The organism is Variovorax sp. 05L425 (genome assembly GCF_056397705.1).
This window is the reverse complement of sequence record NZ_JBFTNY010000031.1, coordinates 43,006-65,107: the sequence shown is the minus strand read 5'-3', so window position 1 is coordinate 65,107 and position 22,102 is coordinate 43,006. Positions and strand designations below refer to the sequence as shown.

Below are 22,102 nucleotides of genomic sequence, written 5' to 3'. Positions count from 1 at the left end.
CACCGATGTAGTCGTCAAGGCACTCTGGCAGCAGAGTGACCTGCTGACGGTCCTCGCCTTCGATGAATCGCTTCATGGGCCACCACCTCGTTCAGACGGATTGGCTCAATATAGGTGACCATCAAGGGAGTTTCCACACAGCCTCGGCCACGAGCGGACGTACGATTGCGCCTCCAAATCGAGCGAGCTGAGGGACATCTTGAGAGCTATTCTTGCCGACGGACACATCGCGGAAATCGAGGCCGAAGGTCAATCCCTAGTCGTCCTCAAAGCTGATGGCTCAACGCTGTTCACGGTGGTCCCGCCCGCAAACGCTGGGTTCTACCAATTCGCGAGTCACGCACAGTACGGCGAATGTCCAATCGTGTCGTTTGAGCCTGGTCATGCCATCAATGGCTGGATGGATTGGTACTACAGGGTCGACGTCAGCGGCAAACGCATCGAAAGGCTCAACCCTTGGAAGTAGTCTCCATGTGGCCGGGCTCGGCCAGGAGCGGCCCGGTCGCGGTCTATTCAACCCGCACCGGCGCTGCCTTTGGCAAATGCGATGCCTGTAAAGGCGCCTAGCCCTACAACAAGGACAAAGGGGAATACGAAGAACGCGGGCTCCCCTTGCTCGGTGGGGAACAGCGGCTGAGAAAGAAACCACGCCGGAAAGGCGACCACGCTGGCGCCAGCGACGACGAATGGCGGCCACCATCTACAGCCGAATGCACGTAACAGCCAGCATAGCGGTGCTGCCAAGAAGAAGTTCAGGCATGCGCTCAGAACGAGGATGCCCGGATGGACACCGTCCACGTATGGAAGGGCCAAGGTCTGACCAGCCAAGAGGACGACCGCCGTCAACATCGGCCCGAGCACCGGCGCAGTGAACATCAGTGCGTTGTACCGTTGCGTTGTTTGCATGCGGCAAGAATAACCTTGGAGGCTCAGCACCGCATCGAAGAATTGAAGGGCAGCTTCGGAGAAATCTGTACAGCCGGTGTGGGCCCTAACCCGGCCTACAGCAGACGTCGAAACTGCCCGGAAGCGGCCGTTCTCGAAGCCGTGCGACACAGAGGCGGAGATCCGGTCTTCCCGCTGCCTAGCCTTTAGGCACGAATTTGGACATCTTGCCCGAGGCGGCTGAACGAAGGTGCGCCAATTCAAAGCGCATGGCCTCAAGCGGTGAAGGCGCCACGGGCCTCAGCTCGTACTCCGTCGATAGAACGCCAGCGAGCCCGCCAAAGCCAGCAGCGCGGCGCCGCACGAGCGGTCCAGCCACAGCACCGCCCGCTGGCGCAAAAGCCGCACGGCGCGGGCGCCGATGACCGCGTAGCCGAGCATCACCGCGAAGTCCAGCCCCGCGAAGATCAGGCCGATCACGAGGTACTGAGGCCATTGCGGCGCAGATGCGTCGATGAACTGCGGCAGCAGTGCCGTGCAGAACAGATAGCCCTTGGGGTTCGTCACGGCCACCAGAAAAGACTTCGCGAAGACGCGGCGAGCGATGGCTTCGACCGGCGCCGCTCGCGCCTGCGAAAGATCCAGGTTTCCCTTGGAGCGCAGCAGCCTGAGACCGATCCATGCAAGGTAGGCCGCGCCCACCCATTTCACGACGGAGAACCAGAACTCCGACGCCGCAAGCAGCGCACCGAGCCCCAAGGCAACGGAGCCGACGAGCACGAAATCCGACAGGACCGCCCCGAACATTCCGGGAAGCGAGCGGCGCACGCCGAAGCGCGATCCGTTGGCGAGCGCCAGCAATACGGTCGGCCCCGGTGTCGCGATCGCCACCAGGGCGACCAATGCGAAGACGGCAAGGGTGGTGAGGTTCATGGACGTTCCTGGTTGTCCAGATAGGCATCGACGGCTTCGCCGAGTGTCGCGTAAAAGGTCTCTGCGCCAAAACGCGCGAAAAGGCCGAAGCGCTTGAGCTTGTCCTTGACCGGGTCTTTCATCTCGGCAAAGCAAAGCTCGATGCCCTGGGCGTGCAGGGTGTCGTCCAGTTCCGCCACGATGTCCGCGGCGGTCACGTCGACGCTCGTCACCGGCTCGGCCGCGACGACGACCCAGCGGACCGGCGTCGGGGCGCTGGCGACCGCCGCCGTCACGCGGTCCCGGAACAGCTCCGCATTCGCGAAGAACAGCGGCGCATCCCACCGGAACAGCACGAGGCCCGGAATGCGCTCCGCTTGCGGGTAGCGCGTGATGTCGTGGTAGCCCCTCACGCCACGTACGCGCCCGAGCACCGCCGAATGCGGACGCCAACCGTCCCACAGAAACTCGGTCACCGCGATGGCCACCGCGATGCCGATACCCTGGATGGCGCCGAACACCACGACGCCCGCGAAGCAGATGATCGACAGCCAGAACTCCCATCGCTGGATGCGATAGATGCGGCGCAGGTCGGTGATCTCGATGAGGCCGATGGCCGAGGCGATGACGACCGCCGCGAGCGCCGCACCGGGCAGGTTGCGCAGCAGGTTCGGTGCGACGAGCAGTAGCGCCGTGATGGCGAGGGCGCCGACGATGCCGGTGAGCTGGGTGCGCGCGCCGGCGGCTTCGGCGACCGGCGTGCGCGACGCGCTGCTGCTGATCGGAATGCCCTGGAAGAAGCCCGATGCGAGATTCGCGGCACCGAGGCCGATCATTTCCTGGTTGGGATCGACATTCGTCTGCGTTCTCGCGGCGTAGACGCGCGACAGCACGCTCGTGTCGGCGAAAGAGACCAGTGCGATGGCCAGGCCGCCGAGCAGCACGGGCCCGATGTCGTTCACTCCGATGATCGGCACCGAAACAGCCGGCAGGCCTTGGGGCAGGGGTCCGAGCACCGACAGGCCGACGCGCGTCGACAGATCGAACACGCCGGCGACCAGCGTGGCGCCGACCACGCCGATCAACACGGCCGGCACGCGTGGCTTCCGTTGCAAGACCAGGATGGTCGCGAGCGTGCCGGCGCCGACGGCGAGCGTCGCGCTATTCGTCCGTCCCGAGAACACGCCTTCGATGAACGCCCAGAGCTGCCGAAGCGGCCCCTCCGATTCGACGGAGAACCCGAAGAGCTTCGGCAACTGGCTCAGCAGGACCGTGAACGCGATGCCGTTCATGTAGCCGTAGCGGATCGGCTTTGAAAGAAGCTCAGTCACGAAACCCAGTCTCGCGATGCCTGCAGCGATGCAGACCAGCCCGGAGACGATGGCCATGGCGCTGGCAAGCGCGATGGCGCGCATCGGGTCGCCACCCGAGAGCGGAAACACGACCGCGAGAATCAGCGCCGCCAGCGCCGAGTCCGGACCGAGCACGAGGATGCGGCTCGGACCGAACAGTGCGTACGCCAGAAGGGGCACGATGGTCGCGTAGAGGCCGTAGATGCCGCCGACGCCCGAGGCCTCGGCATACGCGATGCCGACCGGGACCAGCATCGTCGTCAGCACCAGTCCGGCAACGATGTCGTGGCGCAGCCAGGTCCGGTCATAGTCGCGCAGCGTGCGCCAGCCCGGAAGCCAGCGGGAGAACGACCTCATGGACCTCACGGACCTCACAGCAGCCATTCGATCGGGAGCTTGGCGCCGATGTCGACGACGGCGCGCTCGAACCATCCGGTCTTCGGATCGACGGTGAACACCTTGCCGTCGGCATCGAGCCACGTGACGTTCCCATCCTTGTCGATGTTGACGCGGTACGCCAGCGAAGGGTAGGCGTGTTCGACGACGGTATGGAGCTTCGCAGCGAGCGTGGGGCTGTCGATCACGAGGCCCATCTCGGTATTGAGGCGGGCGGAGCGCGGATCGAGATTGAACGAACCGACGAAGATGGCTCGACCATCGACCGCGTAGGTCTTGGCGTGAAGCCCGGCCTTCGATCCTCGGCCGATCTCGCTGGCGCGGCTCATGATGGGAGCCGCTTCAGGCTTCAGTTCGAAGAGTTGCACGCCAGCCGCCAGGAGCTCCTTGCGATGCTTGATGTAGCCGGCATGCACCGACTTCTCGTCGGTCGCGGCGAGCGAATTCGTCAGCACGCGCACCTGCACGCCTCGCTTGGCCAAGTCGGTCAGCGCCTGGGTGCCGGCATCTCCTGGCACGAAGTAGGGCGAGATCAGGTCGAGCGACTTGGCGGGTTTTCCGAACGCCGTCTGGAGCCTCGGCAGCAGGAGCAGTTCCGGATGCTTGCCTGTGCTCAGCGTCTTTTCGGGATCATCGTGCACGACGGTCGCCGTCGTCCATTCCGGATCCACCGTGCGGGTCAGCAGGCGCTGGACGATGTCCGTGTGGGCGATGGCCTCGGCGTACTTGGCCGTCACCGGATCGTCGCGCACCGTCTGCGCGCGACGTGCGAGCGCCTCGCGGGATTCCGGTGTGACGCCGGCGAGGATCTTCGTCGCGGGGTAGGCGGAGGCACTGTTCCAGAACAGGTCGAACTCGGCCGAAACCGACCGGACCACGTCGCCGATCGCGATGATGTCGAGGTCGACGAGACCCGTTTCCGCGCCCGCCTCGAAATACTCGTCCGCGATGTTGCGCCCACCGACGACCGCGACCACGTTGTCGACGGTGAACGACTTGTTGTGCATGCGATGGTTCAGGCGCGTGAAGTCCGCGAGGAAGCCCAGCGATCGGGCGCTGCGCCCGGCGAAGGGGTTGTAGAGGCGCAGTTCCAGATTCGGCTGCGATGCGAGCAGCGCAAGGGTTGGGTCGAGCCCGGTGGTGTTCAGGTCGTCCAGCAGGATCCGCACGCGCACGCCGCGTTCGGCAGCGCGCATGACTTCGTCGAAGAGAAGCGTGCCTGTCGCATCGTTGTGCCAGATGAAGGTCTGGATGTCGATCGACCGTGTCGCGGCCTGCGCGAGCGCTGCCCTGACGCCGAAGGCGACGTGCCCGTCGTTGATCGCGACGACGCCGGTCTTGCCGGGGTACGCCTTGGCCTGGGGTTCGATGGCACGTCCCAGCGGGCTGTCGGCGGAAGGGGCGAGTGCGTAAGTCGCGGGGCGGTCCTGCTGGGAGGGCAGTCCCGCGCAGCCGGTGGCGAGCACGAGCAGCAATGCGGCGGCGCCGGCGCCGACAGCCCGCAGCGCACTGCTCAGGAGGGGACGAGCGACGTGACGATCAGCTGTGTCGATGGGGTTCACGTGTCTTCTCCGGGTTGCATGTCGGGCCGGGCGGCGAATGCTCCCATCATGCCGCGCGATGCTGGCGAATCAACCGAGATGCGAAACCGCATTTCCATAGTACAAATCAGCAAAAGGCCGCGAAAGGCCGGGAAGCCAAGGAGACAAGACCATGTTGGGACTGATGCAGGATCGGCCGTTGCTGATCTCTTCGCTGGTGGAGCATGCGGCCACCTTCCACCCGGCGACCGAGATCGTCTCGCGCCGGCCCGAGGGGGGAACACACCGCACCACCTGGCGCGGCGTTCGCGACCAGGCCCGCCAGGTCGCCGGCCTGTTGCGCGACCTGGGCGTGCGGCAGGGCGACAGGGTGGCCACGCTGGCCTGGAACTCCGACCGGCATCTGGCGCTTTACTACGGCGTATCGGGCTCCGGCGCCGTGCTGCATACCGTGAATCCACGGCTCTTTCCGGACCAGATCGACTACATCGTGAACCACGCAGAGGACGGGGTGCTGTTCTTCGACGCATGCTTTGCGCCGCTCGTCGAAAAGCTCGCGCCTCGCTTCAAGACAGTGAAGCACTTCATCGCGCTGTGCGGGCGCGAGCACCTGCCCGCGACTTCGTTGCCGAACCTGCGCAGCTTCGACGAACTCGTCGCCGCGCAAAGCACCGACTACGCCTGGCCCGAATTCGACGAGCGCACTGCCTCGTCGCTCTGCTACACCTCGGGCACCACCGGCAATCCCAAGGGCGTGCTGTATTCACATCGCTCGACCGTGCTGCATGCGCTGATGGAACTCGCGCCGGACACCTTCGGCATCAATTCGGGCGAGACGCTGATGCTGATCGTGCCGATGTTCCACGCCAATGCCTGGGGCGCGCCGTATGGTGCGGCGATGGTCGGCGCGAAGCTCGTCCTCCCGGGCCAGTTCCTCGACGGCAAGAGCGTCTACGAGCTGATACGCGACGAGAAGGTGACCTTCTCTCAAGGCGTGCCCACCGTCTGGCTGATGTTCTTCCAGTACCTCGATGCCAATCCCGATCTCGATACGGCGGCGCTGTCGCTGAAGCGCGTGGGGATCGGCGGTGCGGCTGTCTCGCGAGCGATGCTGGAGCGCTTCGAAGGCCAGTTGGGCGTAGAGGTGGTGCAGGGCTGGGGCATGACCGAGACCAGCCCCATTGGCGTCATCAGCAAGCTGCTGCCGAAGCAACAGGCGCTTTCCGGCGAAGCGCTGGTGAAGGTCAAGCTCAAGCAAGGTCGCGGTGTGTGGGGCGTCGACCTGAAGATCGTCGACGACGAAGGCAAGCCGCTGCCGTGGGACGGCCAGGCCTTCGGCCACCTGCGGGTGCGTGGGCCCTGGATCGCCAGCGGCTACTACAGGTCCGAGGGCGGCGTGGTGATCGACGACGAAGGTTTCTTCAGCACAGGCGATGTCGCGACCATCGACCCCGACGGCTTCCTGCAACTGGTGGACCGCGCGAAGGACGTGATCAAGTCGGGCGGTGAATGGATCTCGTCCATCGATGTCGAGAATGCGGCCATGGGCTGCCCTGGCGTGGCCGAGGCGGCGATCATCGGCGTCGCGCATCCCAAGTGGGGAGAACGTCCGCTGCTGCTGGTCGTCAAGCGCCCGGGCGCCGATGTCGGCAAGGAGGCTGTGCTCGAATTCCTCGCCGGCCGCATCGCCAAGTGGTGGCTGCCCGACGACGTGGTGTTCGTCGACGAACTGCCGCATACCGCGACAGGCAAGCTGCTCAAGACGAAGTTGCGCGAGCAGTTTCGCGACTACAAGCTGCCCACGGCCTGAGCCTGCAGCCAGCCGATCGCGCTCAGCGCGGCGAACAGACGCTGACGACCATCTTGCAAGGCTCCGTCGGAAGATGGTTGTCGCACTCGGTCACGGCGGCCTTGCCGGCGGCGCTCGCCGTCGGAGCGACGGCCGTGCCCCATTCCCCAAAGTTGCCCGTCGCGAGCGCGCCGCATGTGCGATCGAAGTACGCGCGGACGACGCAAGTGTTGGCACGGCCCGCCGCGCGGTCGCATTGGGCGCGTGCCGCGCGCTCCGCCGCTTCGCGAGAAGGGTGGTTGTACGAGAAGCCGTACCACCCGGACATCGCCGCGATGGCGCCCCAGCTGGGGTTGGAGCCGGGATCGGCATGGGCTGGAGTGACGGCGATGTCGGCCAGGCCACAACTGAACAGGAACACCAGCACGGCAAGGACGCGGGCGGCGCGAAATCGAAGGTTCATCCCTGAAAGCTTAGCGCCTGGCGGATCGCGCGCAGTCGTTGAATCATGGTGAAGAAGTCCTCGGCCCAGGGACGACGGATTTCGAGGGATCCATCGAACTCTCGCGACGCGCAACCGAAGAATCCGCGTGTTGGGCACCCGTCGAGCGACCATGGTCGATCAAGGCGACCGCGATGGCCGCTATCACCGCCGGGATCGCAATCGCCATGAAGTTCTGCTGCAGGGGGAGTGCCAGGCCGACAAGGCTGCCGATCACGATCGGGGCGAGGATGGCGCCACTTCGCCCCACGCCGGAGGCCCAGCCGATACCTGTGGCACGCACCGCCATCGGATAGAACTGGCCCACGTAGGCGTAGGTCACGATCTGCGTTCCGATGGTCGACGCGCCGGCCAGGCCGACGAGCAGGAACAGCGCTTCCGTCGGAACGCGATAGCCCAACAGCGTGATCGACACCGCCGCCAGCGCATACATGCCTACCAGGACATATTTGATGTGAAAGCGGTCGGCGAGCCAGCCTCCGCCCACCGCGCCGATCATGGCGCCGAAGTTCAGCACGAGCACGAAGGTCAGGGCCGATCCGAGGCTGTAGCCGGCAGTGGCCATCAGCTTGGTCAGCCACGAGCTGAGGGCGTACACCATGAACAGGCACATGAAGAACGCGATCCAGAACATCACGGTGCTGAACCCGCGGCCTTCCTGGAACAGGCGACCGATCGGCGCGCTCACGGCCTTGTCCTCGCGCGGCAGCGCGAAGTTGTCGCCGGCACCTGGCCTGTAAGTCGGATCGAGGCGCGACGCGAGGCGCTGCAATTCGTCGAGTCGATTCGCCTTGATGAGAAAGGGCATCGACTCGGGCATCGATTTCAGGATCGCAGGGATCAGCAATACCGGCAAGCCTGCCGCAAGAAACACCGACGACCAGCCATAGGCTTCGATCAGTCCCTTGCCGAGCAGCGCGGCCAGCATGCCGCCAACGGCATAGCCGCTGAACATCAGCGTGACCATCGTGCTGCGGATCTTGCGCGGCGAGTACTCGGTCATCTGGGCGACCACGTTCGGCATCACGCCGCCGATGCCGAGCCCGGCCATGAAGCGCATCACGCTGAAGCTGACGGGCTCGTGGGTCAGGCCAGCGGCCGCGGTGAAGGCGCTGAACAGTGCAATGCAGATGACGATCGCGCGTCGCCGGCCGATCTTGTCCGCGATGGTCCCCAGGAAGACAGCGCCGAACATCATGCCGAACAGCGCGGAGCTGACCATGAAGCCGGCGTTCGTCGGGCTCACGCCCATCTCCTTCATGATCGAAGGCAGCGCAATGCCGGCCACCGCGAGGTCGTAGCCATCGAAGATGATGATGAGGGCGCACCAGAAGAGAACCAGCCCGTGGAAGCGATTGAAGCGGGCCTCGTCGGCCAGCTTGTGGAGATCGATGTGGCGCATGGTTTGTCTCGATGTGTGGGGTGAATAAGACCGTCGCGGCGTCAGCCGAGATCGCCACCGGCGACCGGTACGACAGTTCCCGTGATGTAGGAGGCATCGTCAGATGCCAGGAACAGGATGGGCGCGACCTGCTCGTCGATCGTCCCGTAGCGGTGCATGAGGCTGGAATCCACCGTCTGGTCGACCACGCCCTGGTACCAGGCGGTCTCGCGCGCACTGGGCTTGGCCTGGGACTGGTTGCGCGGCACGCGACGCGGCGGCGCGTCGGTTCCGCCCGGCGCGGTGGCGTTGATACGGATGCCGTTGCGCGTGTGCTCCATCGCCAGCGATGCGGTCAGCGCATTGACGCCGCCCTTGGCCGCCGAATACGGCACGCGGTGCACGCCGCGCGTGGCGACCGACGAGACATTGACGATGACACCGCGCTTCTGCTCGACCATGAACGGCAGCGCGGCGCGGCAGGCCCAGAGCGTCGGGAACAGCGAGCGTCGGATCTCGGCTTCGATCTGCGCCTCTTCATAGTGCTCGTAGGGCTTGGCCCAGATCGTGCCGCCGACGTTGTTGATGAGCACATCGAGGCGCTTGAACCGAGCCAGGCATTCCGCCACCATGGCCTGCGCACCCGCGAAGGTTTCGAGATCGGCCTGGAAGGCCGCCGCAGTGCCGCCGCCCTCGTTGATTTCCGCGACGACCTCCTCGACGATCTCGGCGCGGTCGACGGCCAGCACGGTCCCGCCTTCGGCCGCCACGCGCAGGGCGACGCCACGGCCAATGCCTTGCGCCGCGCCGGTGACGATGACAACCTTGTTCTTGAAGCGATCCGGCGCGGCGCTCATGCTGCCACCGCTTCGTTGGCCGACGAGAACTTCTCGAAGTGGAAGCTCCTGGGCGTGACGCCGACACCGGACATCCATTTGCGCACGCCTTCCACCATCGGCGGCGGGCCGCACACGTACACATCGACGTTGCCGTCGTGCAGGTCAGCGCTCGAGAGGTGATGGGTCACATAGCCTTGCTTGGGGTGCCCGCTTTCCTGGTCGACCACGCAGGTGAAGAACTCGAAGTTCGGCAGGCTCGCCTTCAGCTCGGCCAGGGTTTCGAGTTCGACCAGGTCGTCATTCGTGTTGACACCGTAGGCAAGGCGAATCGGATGGTCCGTCGGGTTGTCCTTCAACCAGAGCAGCATCGACAGGAAGGGCGCAAGGCCGGTGCCGCCCGCGAGCATCAGGATCGGGCGCACGGCCGGGCGCAGGTAGAAACTGCCATAGGGGCCCGTGAACATCATGAAGTCCTCGGGTTGTGCCTTCTGGCGCATGTAGGTGCTCATGAGTCCGTCGGGCACGTCGCGGATCAGGAAGGCCAGTTCGGACTTGTTCGGTGCGGAACTGAAGGAATACGAGCGCGTCTCCTTGCTGCCCGGCACCATCAGGTTCACGTATTGACCCGGCAGAAAAGCCAGGGGGCGCTCGGCTTGCAGTTCGAACGAGACGGTCGTTGCCGAATCGCGTTCGATCCGCGTCAGCTTGCCGCCGTGCGCGCCGACTTCCGTCTTGCACGCTGCCGACGATGCCGGCACGCGCACCACGCAATCGGATGTGGGCCTCATCTGGCAGGTCAGCACATAGCCGTTCTCGGCCTCGTCGTCGGCGAGCGCATCCTCGATGTAGTCGCCCATGGTGAAGCTGCCGCTCTCGCAGTGGCACTTGCAGGTGCCGCAGGCGCCGTCGCGGCAGTCGAGCGGGATGTTGATCTTGGCGCGGTACGCGGCGTCGGCGACCAGTTCGTTGGGCTCGCACGGGATGATGCGCGAGACGCCGTCCTCGAACTGCAGGGCGATGTTGTACGTCATGGTTGTCTCCTTGACCCTTGAAAAGCTAGATGTGATAGATGTCGAGCAGGTGGTGGATGTAGTCGTTCTTCAACACCACGTACTTGCGCTTGATCAGCGGCTTCTCGCCTCGCGTGTCGAGCGTGTATTGCGAGCTGCCGAAATAGACGTCGACGATGTCGTAGCGGAAGCTGTGCGTGGTCCAGTTGAAGGACACGACGCATTGCTCTTCGTCCTGGGACAGGACCTCGAGGTTGTTGATCGCATGGCCCGTTCGTGTGTCGGGCATCGTGGCGCTGGAGCGCTCGGTCTGGATGCGGAAGACGCGGTCCTCGAGCCCCTGCTTGTCGGGGTAGTAGATCAGCGAGACCTCGTTGTGCGGATCCGTCGTGAGCCTGTCGTCGTCATCCCACGAGGGCATGAAGAATTCGGCGTCGTCCGCGTAGTACGCAAGCCAGTCGGCCCAGCGGTGTTCGTCGAGCGCGCGGGCTTCCGAGTAGACGAAGGCCTGGAGTTGTTGGTAGGTCAACATCACTGGCCTCCTGCGGCGTGTTCGGCAACCACGGCCTTCTTCATCGTGTCGAGCCAGTACTCGTGCTGTCCGATGTAGAGGCCTTCGTCCTCGGTCTTCACGCAACTGAGGTCAGGCTTGAGGTCGATCAGGTCGGCGGTGGCATCGGGCCCCTTGATCCAGTGCGTGGCGCCGCGGCTCATGTCGTTCCACTTCACGGCCCGCGCGCCGTAGCCGTGCTGGCAGGAGCGGAACTCCTCCAGGTCGTCGGGCGTGGCCATGCCGGTCGCGTTGAAGAAATCCTCGTACTGGCGCAGGCGCCGCGTGCGTGCTTCCGGCGCCTCGCCCTTCGGCGCGATGCAATAGATCGTCACTTCCGTCTTGTTGACCGAGATCGGCCGCACGATGCGAATCTGCGAGCTGAACTGGTCCATCAAATAGACGTTGGGGTAAAGGCACAGGTTGCGGGACTTGCCCAGCATCCAGTCGGTGCGCGCTTCTCCGAACTTGCCGATCCACTCGTCCCGCTTCGAGTACAGCGGCCGGTCTTCCGGGTTCGCCCAGTTCGTCCACAGCAGCAGATGGCCGTGCTTGAAGGTGTAGGAGCCGCCGCCTTGTTGCGCCCACTTGCCCGCGTTCATGGCCTTCACGGTGTCGACCTTGCCGTCGACGCTGCGGCGGCTGGTGGTGGCCGCGTAGTTCCAGTGCACGGACGACACGTGGTAGCCGTCGGCGCCGTTCTCCGCGCCGAGCTTCCAGTTGCCGTCGAAGGTGTAGGTGGAAGCACCGCGCAGCACTTCGAGGCCGTCGGGCGACTGGTCGACGATCATGTCGATGATCTTGGCGGCCTCGCCGAGGTGCTCCTTCAGCGGCACGACGTCAGGGTTGACGCTGCCGAACAGGAAGCCGCGGTAGTTCTCGAACGCGCCGAGCTTCGCCAGGTCATGGCTGCCTTCGCAGTTGAAGCTCGAGGGGTAGCCGGCCTCGGCGCTGTTGTCCTTGACCTTCAGCAGCTTGCCTGCGTTGTTGAAAGTCCAGCCGTGGAACGGACAGGTGAAGCTGGACTTGTTGCCCTTCTTGTGACGGCACAGGATGGCGCCGCGGTGTGTGCAGGTGTTGGCCAGCGCGTTCAGCTTGCCGTCCTTGCTGCGCGTGATGACGACCGGTTGCCGGCCGACATACACGGTCAGGTAGTCGTTGACGTTGGCGATCTGGCTCTCGTGCGCCAGGTAGACCCAGTTGCCTTCGAAGATGTGCTTCATCTCCAGGTCGAACAACTGCTCATCGGTGAAGACGGAACGGTCGAGGCGGTACTTGTGTTCGACCGGATCGTCTTCGAGCAAGGCGTCGAGCTTGGCGAGGTTCGGCGTCGACGGGACGGGGTAGATGGGGATCATGCGTGTCTCCTCGGAGGTAAGCGAATGGGAATTCACTGAAAGGCGGTCGTCGCCAGGCCGAAGCACGCTGCTTCACGCATCGACGATCGGTATGGAAATGGGCTGGAATGGACTCCTGGCCGGCCAGCCCTGCCGGCTCAGGAGCAGCAGCGTCGGATCAGCCGACGGCGCGGGCCACGCGGGCCTGGGGAGAGGCCTCGCTCTCGTCAACGGCCGGCTGCATGACGAAGTCGAACGGCACGCGGGTGAAGGGTTCGTTCACGCCGAGCGATTCGTAACCCTTGGCAGGCGTGTTCTTCTCGAGCTGGAGGATCAACCCGTCACGCGTCGCGAAGGCGAAGTCATCGTCGATGAAGCTGTCGCCCGGAACGTTGACTTGCGTCGTGAGCGTGCGCAGGCCCGGTGCGACCACGAGGAAGTGGATGTGCGCCGGACGGTTGCCGTGGCGTCCGATCGCGGTGAACAACTCCGAGGTCGGGCTGTCCGGGGGAATCGCATAGCCCGGCGGCAGGAAGCTGCGGAAGCGATAGCGGCCTTCGGCATCGGTCTCGATGCGGCGGCGCAGGGCGTACTCGGCCTGGTCCGGATCGAAGTGCGAATAGCGGCCCAGTTCGTTGGCGTGCCACACATCGACGATCGCGCCAGCCACGGGCTTGCCGTGGATGTCGAGCACGCGGCCTTCCATCACCATCGTTTCGCCGCGCTTGGCGTCGCCTTCTTCATCGACGCGCACTTCGTACTTGGCGAGCGGCGCTCCGGCGATATACAGCGGCCCTTCGATGGCGCGCGGCGTGCCGGCATTGCGGCCTGCGCGTTCGTCGGCTTCGTCGAGGCGGATGTCCAGCAGGCGATCGAAGCCGAGGCCGGCGGTGATCAGGCCGGCCTGGCCGCTCGATGCCAGGCGCGAAAGCCAGTCGACGCCAGCCCAGAACTCGTCGGGCTGGATGTCCAGGTCGTCGATCGCCCGAAAAAGGTCACCGACGATGCGCGCCGTGATCTTCTGGACGCGCGGGTTGCCGTTGGGCCGGTTCGAGTGGGTGACTCTTTCCAGCAGTTGGGTCTTGCTCATTTCGTTCATGGCTTTGTCTCCGTGGGGTCGTGGGGGTGGGTTGAAGAAAAACGGAAGTCAGCGGTCGTCTTGATGAATGGACGAGGCGTGACGACAGAGCGGCCGCACCTCGATATCCATGTAGGGGAACAAGGGCAGCGTTATCAGCGTGTCGTGCAAGGCCGCGTTGTCGGCCACGTCGAAGATGCTGACGTTGGCGTAGCGCCCGGCAACGCGCCACAGGTGGCGCCAGACGCCGTCGCGCTGCAGGCCCTGCGCAATTTCCTTCTCGCGCGCCTTGAGCTGGTCGGCTTGCGCCGGTGGCATGTCGTGCGGGAGGCGAACGGTCATTTCGACGTGGAACAGCATGGTGAGGACCCTCAGGCGGTGACGGCGACGGACTGCGAGGCGCGGTCGCGGCGATAGAAGTCGAGCTTGTCGAGATCGAGTTCCACGCCCAGGCCGGGCACTTGCGGCAGTTGCAACTCGAAATCGCGGTAGTCGGGACGCTTGACGACGATGTCGTCCTTGAGCAGCAGGGGTCCGAATAGTTCGGTGCCCCAGGCGAGCGTCGGGCAGGCCGCAAACACATGGGCGGCGGCGATGCTGCCAATGCTGCCTTCGAGCAAGGTGCCGCCGTAGATGCCGACGCCGCCGGCGTCGGCAACGGCCGCGGCACGCAAGGTCGGCCAGAGGCCGCCGGCTTGCGAGATCTTGAGCGCATAGACGTCCGCAGCGGCGTTCGCGGCCAGGTCGAAGGCATCGATGGCGTCGTGCACCGCTTCGTCGGCCATGATGGCCACGTCGAAGCGGGAAGCGAGCCGCTGCAATGCACGGCGATTGCGGCGTGCCACAGGTTGCTCGATGAGGCCGACGCCGATCGCTTCGAGCGCCGCGATACCTTGCACGGCGGTGGTCTCATCCCAAGCCTGGTTGACGTCGACGGTGAGCATCACGCCATCGCCAAGACCGCGTCGAATGGCTTGCACGTGGGCAATGTCTTCGGCCAGCGGGTGGCTGCCGATCTTCAGCTTGAAGACGTTGTGGCGGCGCGCCTCGATCAAGGCAAGCGCCTCGTCGACATCGCGTGTGGCATCGCCGCTGGCGAGCGTCCAGAGGACAGGAAGCGCACTGCGCATCGCGCCGCCCAGCAAGGCGTGGACGGGAAGGCCGAGGCGTTGGCCCTGCGCATCGAGCAGTGCGGTTTCAATCGCCGACTTGGCGAACGAGTTGCCTTGCACGGCGGCCGACACGCGCTGCATCGCGACGTTGACACCGGTCGCGTCCGTGCCGACCAGCAGCGGGGCGAGGTAGTTGTCGATCGCGCTCTTGATGCTTTCCGGGCTCTGGTCGCCGTAGGCGAGGCCGCCGATGGTGGTGGCCTCGCCGATACCGGTGAGGCCGTCGCTGCAGACGAGGCGAATGATCACGAGCGTCTGGCGCATCATGGTGGTCATTGCCAGCTTGTGCGCACGGATGGTCGGCAGGTCGACCAGGACGGCTTCGATGGATTGAATGGTGGGGCTCGTGTTCATGGGTTGAATGTTCTTCTTCACGATGCCTTTGGTCCAATATCGATTGGGTCCGGCAAAATACCTTCAAGGTATGGAGACATCGGGTTTCCACTGACCCGCGCATTCTTCGAACAGGAGATTCCATGCACCTCGAATTGCGTCACTTGCGCTATTTCTGCGCGGTCGCGCGCGAACTGAACTTCAGCCGCGCGGCCGAGCAGTTGCACATTGCACAGCCGCCCTTGAGCCGACAGATCCGCACGCTCGAAGAGGAACTTGGCGTGGAGTTGCTGGACCGCAGTTCGCGGCCGCTGCGTCTCACGCCGGCCGGTCGGTTCTTCCAGATCCAGGCGCAACAGTTGCTCGATCGCATGGCGGAGGTGCAAGCCGCAACGGTACGCATCGCCGGCGGCCGGCGCACCTGGTACGCGATCGGCTTCGCGCCCTCCACGTTGTATGGCAAGTTGCCGGACGTGATCCGGCAATTCCGCGCAGCCCAGCCGACGGTCGAGTTGAACCTCTACGAGATGACGACGGTGCAGCAGGTGGAGGGCCTCAAGGCGGGCCGTATCGACGTGGGCTTCGGGCGGCTGAACTTCGACGATGATGACGTCGTTGGCGAACTGGTCCGCGAGGAGCCCGTGATGGTGGCCTTGCCCGTGAACCACCGCCTGGTCAAGCACAAGAAGATCGGCCTGGCCAAGCTGGCGACGGAGCCGCTCCTGCTGTACCCCGCAAAACCACGGCCGAGCTATGCCGACCAGGTGCTGGAAATGTTCCAGTCGCGTGGATTGAAGCCCATGATCGCGCTGGAGGCCAACGAGGTGCAGACCGCCATCGGGCTCGTGGTTGCCGGCCTCGGCTATGCGCTGGTGCCGCAGTCGGTGCAGAACCTGCACCGGGAAGGCGTGCTCTACCTGCCTTTGAGCGACGAAGGCGTGACGACGCCCGTGATCATGAATCGCCGCCGGAACGATGAATCCGAGCTGACGACCTATCTGGCCGAGATGGTTCGGTCATTGCCGAGCTCTGTACGCAGCATGGGCAGGCGGGCGGAATAGGGCGGCGGATCAAGGTCCGATCAAGGCTTGTCCTTGACTGGCCGACGGCGCGCGACCAGTTCGAGGAAGCCAGTCGCTGCGTCATGCTCGCGCAGCAACTCCCAATCCGATGCCTGCACAAGCAGCAGTTCGGCCGTGGTCCTGACCACATTGCCGTACACGACGTGCCCACCCCTGACATCACCTTCCGAAGACGCGATGCTCATGTGCAGATGCGCGCCCTGAGGGGTCACGGTGCCGGTCAGGGTGAGGATCTCGAATGGGCCTTCGTAGCACGCTTCCTCGCTCTCCCCGGCCAGCCGAAGTCTTGGATCGATGAGACTGCCGATGCCGCAAAGCACGAAGGCGCCATTCTGGAATTGATCACGGCAAAGCGTCTCCAGCGCGCGCCTGAGATCGCAGCCGGGCGGAAGGCGAACGGGCAGTGGGTGCATTCGCGAAGGGTACACGGCGGGCTACGCACTGGAAACGACATGCACGCCCGCGGCCACCCAAAGCGCGGCGAGAACGCCGTTGCTGGCGGCAAACGCGGCCAGCCGATGCGGAACCCGGTTGTAGGTCAGGTGAATCAGGCTGTGAACAATGCGCAGTGCGACGTACGCCCATGCCAGCACGAGGGCCTGAAGCGTCACGCCGGAAGTGACGTACAACAGCAGGCACACGACATAGAACAGCATCGGCGCTTCGAGCAGGTTCATGTAGTTCCGATTGGGAATGCTCACCCGTGTCGGCACGGACGCCGATTCCCCGAACCTGAAGTCCAGGAAGGTGACTTCGCGCCGATGGCCCGCGCGAAACCGCGCGACGGGAATCAGCAACAGCACGAGGCCGGTCCAGGCCGCCAGCGCGAGAACCGGGTAGAGGATTTCAGCGGCACGCATCGACATCCGCGAATTGTCGGCCGCGAAACGCTCATTGGGGCATTGGCCGGTCGCTGCCAGCGGGGAAGTCGGCGCCGAGCGTGGTCGACTCCCACCGATCGAAGTCGCCGCGCATGAAATCGAGCTTCTTGCGTGCCAGTTCCAGCGCCGTCTTGCCGAGCAGCAGCCGCAAGGGCGGGGTATCGGAGAGCGCGGCGTCGATGATGGCCTGGGCCGCGCGAACCGGATCGCCCGCCTGGTTGCCGCTGCGCGCCTCGGTTTGCTTGCGGCGCTCGCCAGCGGTCGCGTCGTACGCGTCGATGCGCGTGGCGGACTGCTTGATGGAAGGGCCGGCCCAGTTCGTGCGAAACGGGCCCGGCTCGACGATCAGCACATCGATCCCCAATGGCTTGACTTCGGTCGCAAGCGATTCGGAAATGCCTTCGACCGCGTATTTGGTGCCGTGGTAGTAGCCGGTTGCGGCAAAGCTCGAGAGGCCGCCAATCGACGACACGTTGACGATGAGCCCGCTCTTCTGCGCGCGCATGGTTGGAAGGACCGCCTTGGTCATGTCGATCAGGCCGAAGACATTGGTCTCGAACATCGCGCGAACCTCCGCATCTTCGCCTTCCTCGATGGCTGCGAGATAGCCGTAGCCCGCGTTGTTGACCAATGCGTCGATGCGGCCGAAGCGCTGCTTCGCCTGCGCGACGACGTCGCCGATCTGTTCAGGCCGGGTCACGTCGAGCGGGAGCACGAGGGCCCTGTCGCCATGGCCTTCGGCGATGTCCTTGACCTGTTCGGGCTTGCGCGCCGTCACGACGGCACGCCATCCACGCGCCAGCACCAGCTTGGCCAGTTCACGGCCGAAGCCGGTGGAGCAGCCGGTGATCAGCCAGACAGGTTCGGATCGATTCATCATGAGGAGGCTCCTTGAAGGTTGGTGAAGCAGTGCCAGGGCGCGAACCCAGCAGTCTAGCCATGCGATCGGCATGCCGGCGTAGGACCTCGCCGATGGCAGTCCATCACACTCAGCCGTTGCGAAAGAGGAAGCTGTAGGCGTTGAGGGCCGGCACGCCACCAAGATGCGCATAGAGAATCTTCGAGCCCGCGGGAAATTCGCCGAGCCTCACCTTCTCCATCATCCCGTGCATCGACTTGCCCTCGTACACCGGGTCGGTGAGCATGGCCTCCATGCGGGCGCTCAGACGGATCGCTTCGAGCGTTCCTTCGTTGGGCAGGCCGTACTCCGGCCCACCGAAGCGCGTGTCGAGCACCACGTCCTTCTCCGTGATCTCGCGGCCGAGACCGACCAACTCGGCCGTGTGCCTCGAGATGCGCAAGATCTGGTCGAAGGTCTGCCGTGGCTTGGCCGATGCGTCGATGCCGATCACGCGATCGGCGCGCCCGTCGGCCGCAAAGCCCACCACCATGCCGGCTTGCGTGCTCCCGGTGACGGAACAGGTGACGATGTAGTCGAACTTGAAGCCGAGCTCCGTTTCCTGCTGCCGCACTTCTTCCGCGAAGCCCACGAAGCCGAGCCCGCCCTTCGGATGCTCGGAGCAGCCCGCGGGAATCGGGAAGGGCTTGCCGCCGGCCTGGCGCACGCTGTCCATCGCGTCTTCCCAACTCTTGCGAATGCCGATGTCGAACCCGGCGGCATCGAGCCGCACGTCTGCGCCCATGATGCGCGACATCTCGATGTTGCCCACGCGGTCGTACACCGCATCTGAATAGTTGACCCAGTTCTCCTGCACCAGCACGCATTTCATGCCGAGGTGGGCCGCCACCGCCGCGACCTGCCGCGTCTGGTTCGACTGGATGCCGCCGATGGACACGAGCGTGTCGTATCCGCCTTCGATGGCCTCGGGGATCAGGTACTCGAGCTTGCGCGTCTTGTTGCCCCCGAAGGCCAGGCCGCTGTTGCAGTCCTCGCGCTTGGCATAGAGCTCGACCTTGCCGCCCAGATGCGCGCTGAGCCGCCGCAACGGCTGGATAGGCGTAGGCCCGAAGGTGAGCGGATAGCGCGGAAATTGGTGCAGGTTCATTGCGATTCCTTGTTCAAGAGATGAAGTGAATCGTAGAAAGAATCGCTTGAACGAGGGTTGCAAAATCATGGCGATTCACGACACTAAGAATCGCTGGTTGAACAAACGACCGAGATTCATGCTGCGAAAGGCGCCATGAGCACAACAAAATTGCAAGACAAGAATGGACTGGACCGAACCGATCGCGCCATTCTTCGGGCGCTGCAACGCGATGCTTCGGTGTCGAACGTGGCGCTCGCTGCCAAGGTCAACCTGAGCGCGCCGGCCTGCCTGCGGCGAGTCGAGCGACTCAAGTCGCTGGGGCTGATCAAGAAGGTGGTGGCGCTGCTCGATCCGGCGGCGCTGGACTTCGGCACGCTGGTGATGATTGGCGTGGTGCTCGACCGCTCCACGCCAGAGTCGTTCGCCAGTTTCGAAAAGGCCGTGCAGAAAGTGTCGGGTTGCCTGGAGTGTCACGTGGTCACCGGTGAGTTCGACTACTTCATGCTCGTGCGCACGCGCGACAACGACAGCTACAACCGCTTGCACGCCGAGCAACTGCTGTACCTGCCCGGTGTGCGGCAGATACGGACCTTCATGGTGCTCAAGCAGGTGATGTCGACGACGCAGTTGCCGCTGCAGGCATGAGGCAGCGCCGGCGCCCTAAGTCAACACCGCCAGCAAGCTGACAACGCCGATTCCCACCGCCGCCAACGCATCGCCGGCGATCAACCCTCCGCCGAACAGCGAAGCGCTGCTCATGTCCTCCGGCACATCGCGCCGCGCGGGCGCGCGTGCCGTCCACAGGCTGCCGGCGACGCCGCCCGCACCGAGCCACAGCGATGTCGGCAGGTTGACGAAGCCGCCGAATGAAAGCGCATAGGGCGAAGGCAACACGATGGCGTCGAGCACGAAGCTGCGCGGTCGCAGCCATTTGCGCAGTACCTCCACGGCCAAGCCAGCTGCAATGCCCACGCCGATCGCGGTGCGCTGGAACGGCAGGTCATTGGTCAGGCTTCGCAGCACGCCGACGAACTTGTACGTCATGGCCGAGCTCCACTCGGCCGGCTGCTGGTCGGCCTTCAGCACCGTCTGGTCCAGCAACAGCACCGGATAAGCCGCCATGAACAGTCGCGCGAAGACCACCGCCAGCGTGGCGCCCACGACGATGCCCAGCACCTGGTAGCGGAACTGCATCACGCGCGGGGTGCCGAGCCGCCAGCCGGTGGAGCGGTCCTGCTGCATGTCGCAGGCCACGCTGGTCGCCACCAGCAGCACCGCGCCGGCCATCAGGCCCACGCCGGGGTCGCGCAAGCCCAGGGCGGCAAGGATGACGATCGTCACGACGAAGGCGGAGGAGATCGGATTGGAGTCGCTGACGCCCACCGAGATGCCGTTGACCAGCGCAAAGAGAAAGACCAGTGCCACTGCCACGACGAGAAAGAAGAGCGGCTGTCCCAACAGCCAATGGCCGCAGGCCACCGTGGCGCCGGCCCAGAAAAGCACCCACCGAATGAGGCGCGTGCTGTTGATGCGGCGCCAATCGTCGACGACCGGCGGCTGGGCATCGCGTGCAGCCTGAAGTCGCGCGCGCGGAAGGGCTCGCGCGAAGATCAGCGCCATGTCCACCAGCGCAGCGCCCATGATCGTGCCCAAGGCAATGAGGAACATGATCTTGCGCGGAGGGTCGCCCGGCTGCAACCAGCCGATCGAGACGAAGTACGGCTGCAATACGACACCGATCAGACCCCCGATGACCGCGGGAATGCCGATGCGCGCGCCGATCACGAGCCCCGCGCCGAAAGTGGATGCGGACAGGCCGATGGCGCCCAGCAGCGGCACGCGGGCCGAAGCCAGGCCCGTCACCAATCCGACAGTGATGCCGCCTCCGAGTTGCCGCACCGAGCGCCGCAAGAGCGCGGGGTCGGTCAGCGCCCGCAGAATGTTGGCGACCGCCAGCCCGGAAGGAAAGGCCAGACGCATCCTGTCCACGAGCACCGGCGTGTAAAGCATGCCCACGCCGACGCCGAACATGCCGACGCAGGCGAGATACAGCACCATCTGCCAGGCCGGCGGCTGCGCCAGGCCCATCCACGCCATGGCCTGGAGCAGCACGCCCATACCGCTCATGCTGGCCACCGAGGCGGCGGCGGTCTGGATGTAGTTGGCGCCGTGGCGCCCCGGCGCACCGTAGCCCGCGGTGACGGCGGAGCCGAGCAGGCCCGCCAGCACCTGCCCGCCCACAAAGAAGCCGAGCGAGAAGTTCATGTAGGCCGCGGTCACGCCGGCCAGCGGCCCCAGAATGAACATGCCCGTCCCGGCCAGGAGCAGGTGGTATCGCCAGCTGCCCTCGACGGGTAACCAGCGCCAGCGGGGGCCTTGGTGTGGGTGCATGGACGCGAATGATCTCGCACTCTCGTCCGCGTCGTCGGAGACTCTGCCTTGCCCTCGCTTCAGGCGGCCTTCAAGAGGCCGAGTTGGGTCAACGCCTTCACGCCGTCGTCCAGACCAATCTCCTCGACAATCTTTCCGTCCTTCAGGCGCAGTACCGTCGTTCCGGTGAAGTGCATCTTCCGACCCGTGGCCGCCGGCAGTCCGCCGACCAGGAAGTCGTCGAACGCGGGACCCGTGTGCGTACCGCCGCCTTCCCACCGTCCGACCACGTAGTCACCTTCCGCGATCAGGTCCGCAGCGCCCCAGAAGTCGAGATCGGGAAACGCCTTGCGGAAGTCCGTCATGAAGGCCTTGATGGCCTCCCGGCCACGACGCGGCTCGTGCAGCGAGTACTGCAAGAGCATGTCGGACGCAGCGATTTCATCGACGATGCCGAGATCGCAGGTCTTGCCCCAGAAACTGGTGAACCAGCGGCCGACGATGGCCTTGTTGTCTTGCTCGATGGACATGAGAGTGCTCCTTCTTGAGAGTGGGTGATGAAGGGAGCGTAGTGAACATGTCCGCGAAGAACGATCCGTTTCTTGCGCTTGAACTCACACGGGCAACGCGATATCGATCGCAAGGACCGGAGTGACCCAACCCCCTTGCGTTCCTAAGCTGTGATCACTGCAACACCAACTTCA

Annotated in this window: 22 protein-coding genes; 3 read left to right on the top strand and 19 right to left on the bottom strand. The window is 64.8% G+C overall.

The genetic code is table 11. From position 1 onward, the window contains the following. Nucleotides 1–513: 513 nt before the first annotated feature. The 4 genes from AC1DN9_RS26525 to AC1DN9_RS26510 all read right to left on the bottom strand — a co-directional run bounded on the left by AC1DN9_RS26525 (nucleotide 514) and on the right by AC1DN9_RS26510 (nucleotide 5,107). Complete coding sequence (locus tag AC1DN9_RS26525; protein WP_478104941.1) at nucleotides 514–906, bottom strand: hypothetical protein; 393 nt, start codon at nucleotides 904–906, stop codon at nucleotides 514–516. Between the two features lie 279 nt (nucleotides 907–1,185). After that, a complete protein-coding gene (locus AC1DN9_RS26520; protein ID WP_478104939.1) occupies nucleotides 1,186–1,818 on the bottom strand; it encodes a LysE family translocator in 633 nt (210 codons plus the stop codon). Next, nucleotides 1,815–3,533 (bottom strand): SulP family inorganic anion transporter, encoded by a 1,719-nt coding sequence (locus AC1DN9_RS26515; RefSeq protein ID WP_478104938.1) that lies wholly within the window; start codon nucleotides 3,531–3,533, stop codon nucleotides 1,815–1,817. The genes AC1DN9_RS26520 and AC1DN9_RS26515 overlap by 4 nt, the downstream gene beginning before the upstream one ends. Next, on the bottom strand, nucleotides 3,521–5,107 hold the full coding sequence (locus AC1DN9_RS26510; RefSeq protein WP_478104936.1) for a phospholipase D family protein: 1,587 nt from the start codon (nucleotides 5,105–5,107) through the stop codon (nucleotides 3,521–3,523). Before AC1DN9_RS26510 ends, AC1DN9_RS26515 begins: the two co-directional genes overlap by 13 nt. 151 nt (nucleotides 5,108–5,258) lie before the next feature. Between AC1DN9_RS26510 and AC1DN9_RS26505 the strand changes: the two genes are divergently transcribed. Next, nucleotides 5,259–6,896 (top strand): 3-(methylthio)propionyl-CoA ligase, encoded by a 1,638-nt coding sequence (locus AC1DN9_RS26505; RefSeq protein WP_478104935.1) that lies wholly within the window; start codon nucleotides 5,259–5,261, stop codon nucleotides 6,894–6,896. A gap of 22 nt (nucleotides 6,897–6,918) precedes the next feature. Here the strand turns inward: AC1DN9_RS26505 and AC1DN9_RS26500 are convergent, their stop codons facing one another. The 9 genes from AC1DN9_RS26500 to AC1DN9_RS26460 form a co-directional block, all read right to left on the bottom strand. Beyond that, entirely contained in the window at nucleotides 6,919–7,338 is a 420-nt protein-coding gene (locus AC1DN9_RS26500) for a DUF4189 domain-containing protein (RefSeq protein WP_478104933.1), read from the bottom strand. Between the two features lie 43 nt (nucleotides 7,339–7,381). Beyond that, nucleotides 7,382–8,779: an MFS transporter gene (locus tag AC1DN9_RS26495; protein WP_478104932.1), complete on the bottom strand. Its 1,398-nt coding sequence runs from the start codon at nucleotides 8,777–8,779 to the stop codon at nucleotides 7,382–7,384. Between the two features lie 41 nt (nucleotides 8,780–8,820). Next, nucleotides 8,821–9,615, bottom strand: coding sequence for a 1,6-dihydroxycyclohexa-2,4-diene-1-carboxylate dehydrogenase (locus AC1DN9_RS26490; protein ID WP_478104930.1), 795 nt, complete (start codon nucleotides 9,613–9,615; stop codon nucleotides 8,821–8,823). After that, on the bottom strand, nucleotides 9,612–10,628 hold the full coding sequence (gene benC / locus AC1DN9_RS26485) for a benzoate 1,2-dioxygenase electron transfer component BenC (protein ID WP_478104929.1): 1,017 nt from the start codon (nucleotides 10,626–10,628) through the stop codon (nucleotides 9,612–9,614). The genes AC1DN9_RS26490 and benC overlap by 4 nt, the downstream gene beginning before the upstream one ends. A 25-nt stretch (nucleotides 10,629–10,653) precedes the next feature. Then, complete coding sequence (gene benB / locus AC1DN9_RS26480; RefSeq protein ID WP_478104928.1) at nucleotides 10,654–11,139, bottom strand: benzoate 1,2-dioxygenase small subunit; 486 nt, start codon at nucleotides 11,137–11,139, stop codon at nucleotides 10,654–10,656. Then, a complete protein-coding gene (gene benA / locus AC1DN9_RS26475; RefSeq protein ID WP_478104926.1) occupies nucleotides 11,139–12,515 on the bottom strand; it encodes a benzoate 1,2-dioxygenase large subunit in 1,377 nt (458 codons plus the stop codon). The genes benB and benA overlap by 1 nt, the downstream gene beginning before the upstream one ends. Nucleotides 12,516–12,672: 157 nt before the next feature. Beyond that, complete coding sequence (locus AC1DN9_RS26470; RefSeq protein ID WP_478104925.1) at nucleotides 12,673–13,593, bottom strand: dioxygenase family protein; 921 nt, start codon at nucleotides 13,591–13,593, stop codon at nucleotides 12,673–12,675. 48 nt (nucleotides 13,594–13,641) lie between these two features. Next, nucleotides 13,642–13,932 (bottom strand): muconolactone Delta-isomerase, encoded by a 291-nt coding sequence (gene catC, locus AC1DN9_RS26465; protein ID WP_478104923.1) that lies wholly within the window; start codon nucleotides 13,930–13,932, stop codon nucleotides 13,642–13,644. An 11-nt stretch (nucleotides 13,933–13,943) separates the two neighbouring features. After that, nucleotides 13,944–15,098: a muconate/chloromuconate family cycloisomerase gene (locus AC1DN9_RS26460; RefSeq protein WP_478104922.1), complete on the bottom strand. Its 1,155-nt coding sequence runs from the start codon at nucleotides 15,096–15,098 to the stop codon at nucleotides 13,944–13,946. 122 nt (nucleotides 15,099–15,220) lie between these two features. Between AC1DN9_RS26460 and AC1DN9_RS26455 the strand changes: the two genes are divergently transcribed. Further along, a complete protein-coding gene (locus AC1DN9_RS26455; RefSeq protein WP_478104920.1) occupies nucleotides 15,221–16,138 on the top strand; it encodes a LysR family transcriptional regulator in 918 nt (305 codons plus the stop codon). Nucleotides 16,139–16,158: 20 nt separating this feature from the next. Here AC1DN9_RS26455 and AC1DN9_RS26450 read toward each other — a convergent pair whose 3' ends face one another. From AC1DN9_RS26450 to AC1DN9_RS26435, 4 genes are all read right to left on the bottom strand, one after another. Next, the gene (locus tag AC1DN9_RS26450; protein ID WP_478104918.1) at nucleotides 16,159–16,572 is read right to left on the bottom strand and encodes a PPC domain-containing DNA-binding protein; all 414 of its coding nucleotides are present in this window, start codon (nucleotides 16,570–16,572) and stop codon (nucleotides 16,159–16,161) included. A gap of 21 nt (nucleotides 16,573–16,593) precedes the next feature. Further along, a complete protein-coding gene (locus AC1DN9_RS26445) occupies nucleotides 16,594–17,025 on the bottom strand; it encodes an MAPEG family protein (RefSeq protein ID WP_478104916.1) in 432 nt (143 codons plus the stop codon). Between the two features lie 25 nt (nucleotides 17,026–17,050). Beyond that, nucleotides 17,051–17,920: an oxidoreductase gene (locus AC1DN9_RS26440; RefSeq protein ID WP_478104914.1), complete on the bottom strand. Its 870-nt coding sequence runs from the start codon at nucleotides 17,918–17,920 to the stop codon at nucleotides 17,051–17,053. A gap of 109 nt (nucleotides 17,921–18,029) precedes the next feature. Further along, nucleotides 18,030–19,046, bottom strand: a complete 1,017-nt coding sequence (locus tag AC1DN9_RS26435; RefSeq protein ID WP_478104912.1) for a 1-aminocyclopropane-1-carboxylate deaminase — start codon at nucleotides 19,044–19,046, stop codon at nucleotides 18,030–18,032. Between the two features lie 135 nt (nucleotides 19,047–19,181). Between AC1DN9_RS26435 and AC1DN9_RS26430 the strand changes: the two genes are divergently transcribed. Then, nucleotides 19,182–19,673, top strand: a complete 492-nt coding sequence (locus tag AC1DN9_RS26430; protein WP_478104911.1) for an Lrp/AsnC family transcriptional regulator — start codon at nucleotides 19,182–19,184, stop codon at nucleotides 19,671–19,673. A gap of 15 nt (nucleotides 19,674–19,688) precedes the next feature. On the opposite strand, the gene AC1DN9_RS26425 is transcribed toward AC1DN9_RS26430, so the two are convergent. After that, entirely contained in the window at nucleotides 19,689–21,419 is a 1,731-nt protein-coding gene (locus AC1DN9_RS26425; RefSeq protein ID WP_478104910.1) for an OPT/YSL family transporter, read from the bottom strand. A gap of 59 nt (nucleotides 21,420–21,478) precedes the next feature. Then, nucleotides 21,479–21,928 carry an ester cyclase gene (locus AC1DN9_RS26420; RefSeq protein ID WP_478104909.1) on the bottom strand — a complete coding sequence of 150 codons (450 nt, stop codon included), beginning with the start codon at nucleotides 21,926–21,928 and terminating at the stop codon, nucleotides 21,479–21,481. Between the last annotated feature and the right edge of the window lie 174 nt (nucleotides 21,929–22,102).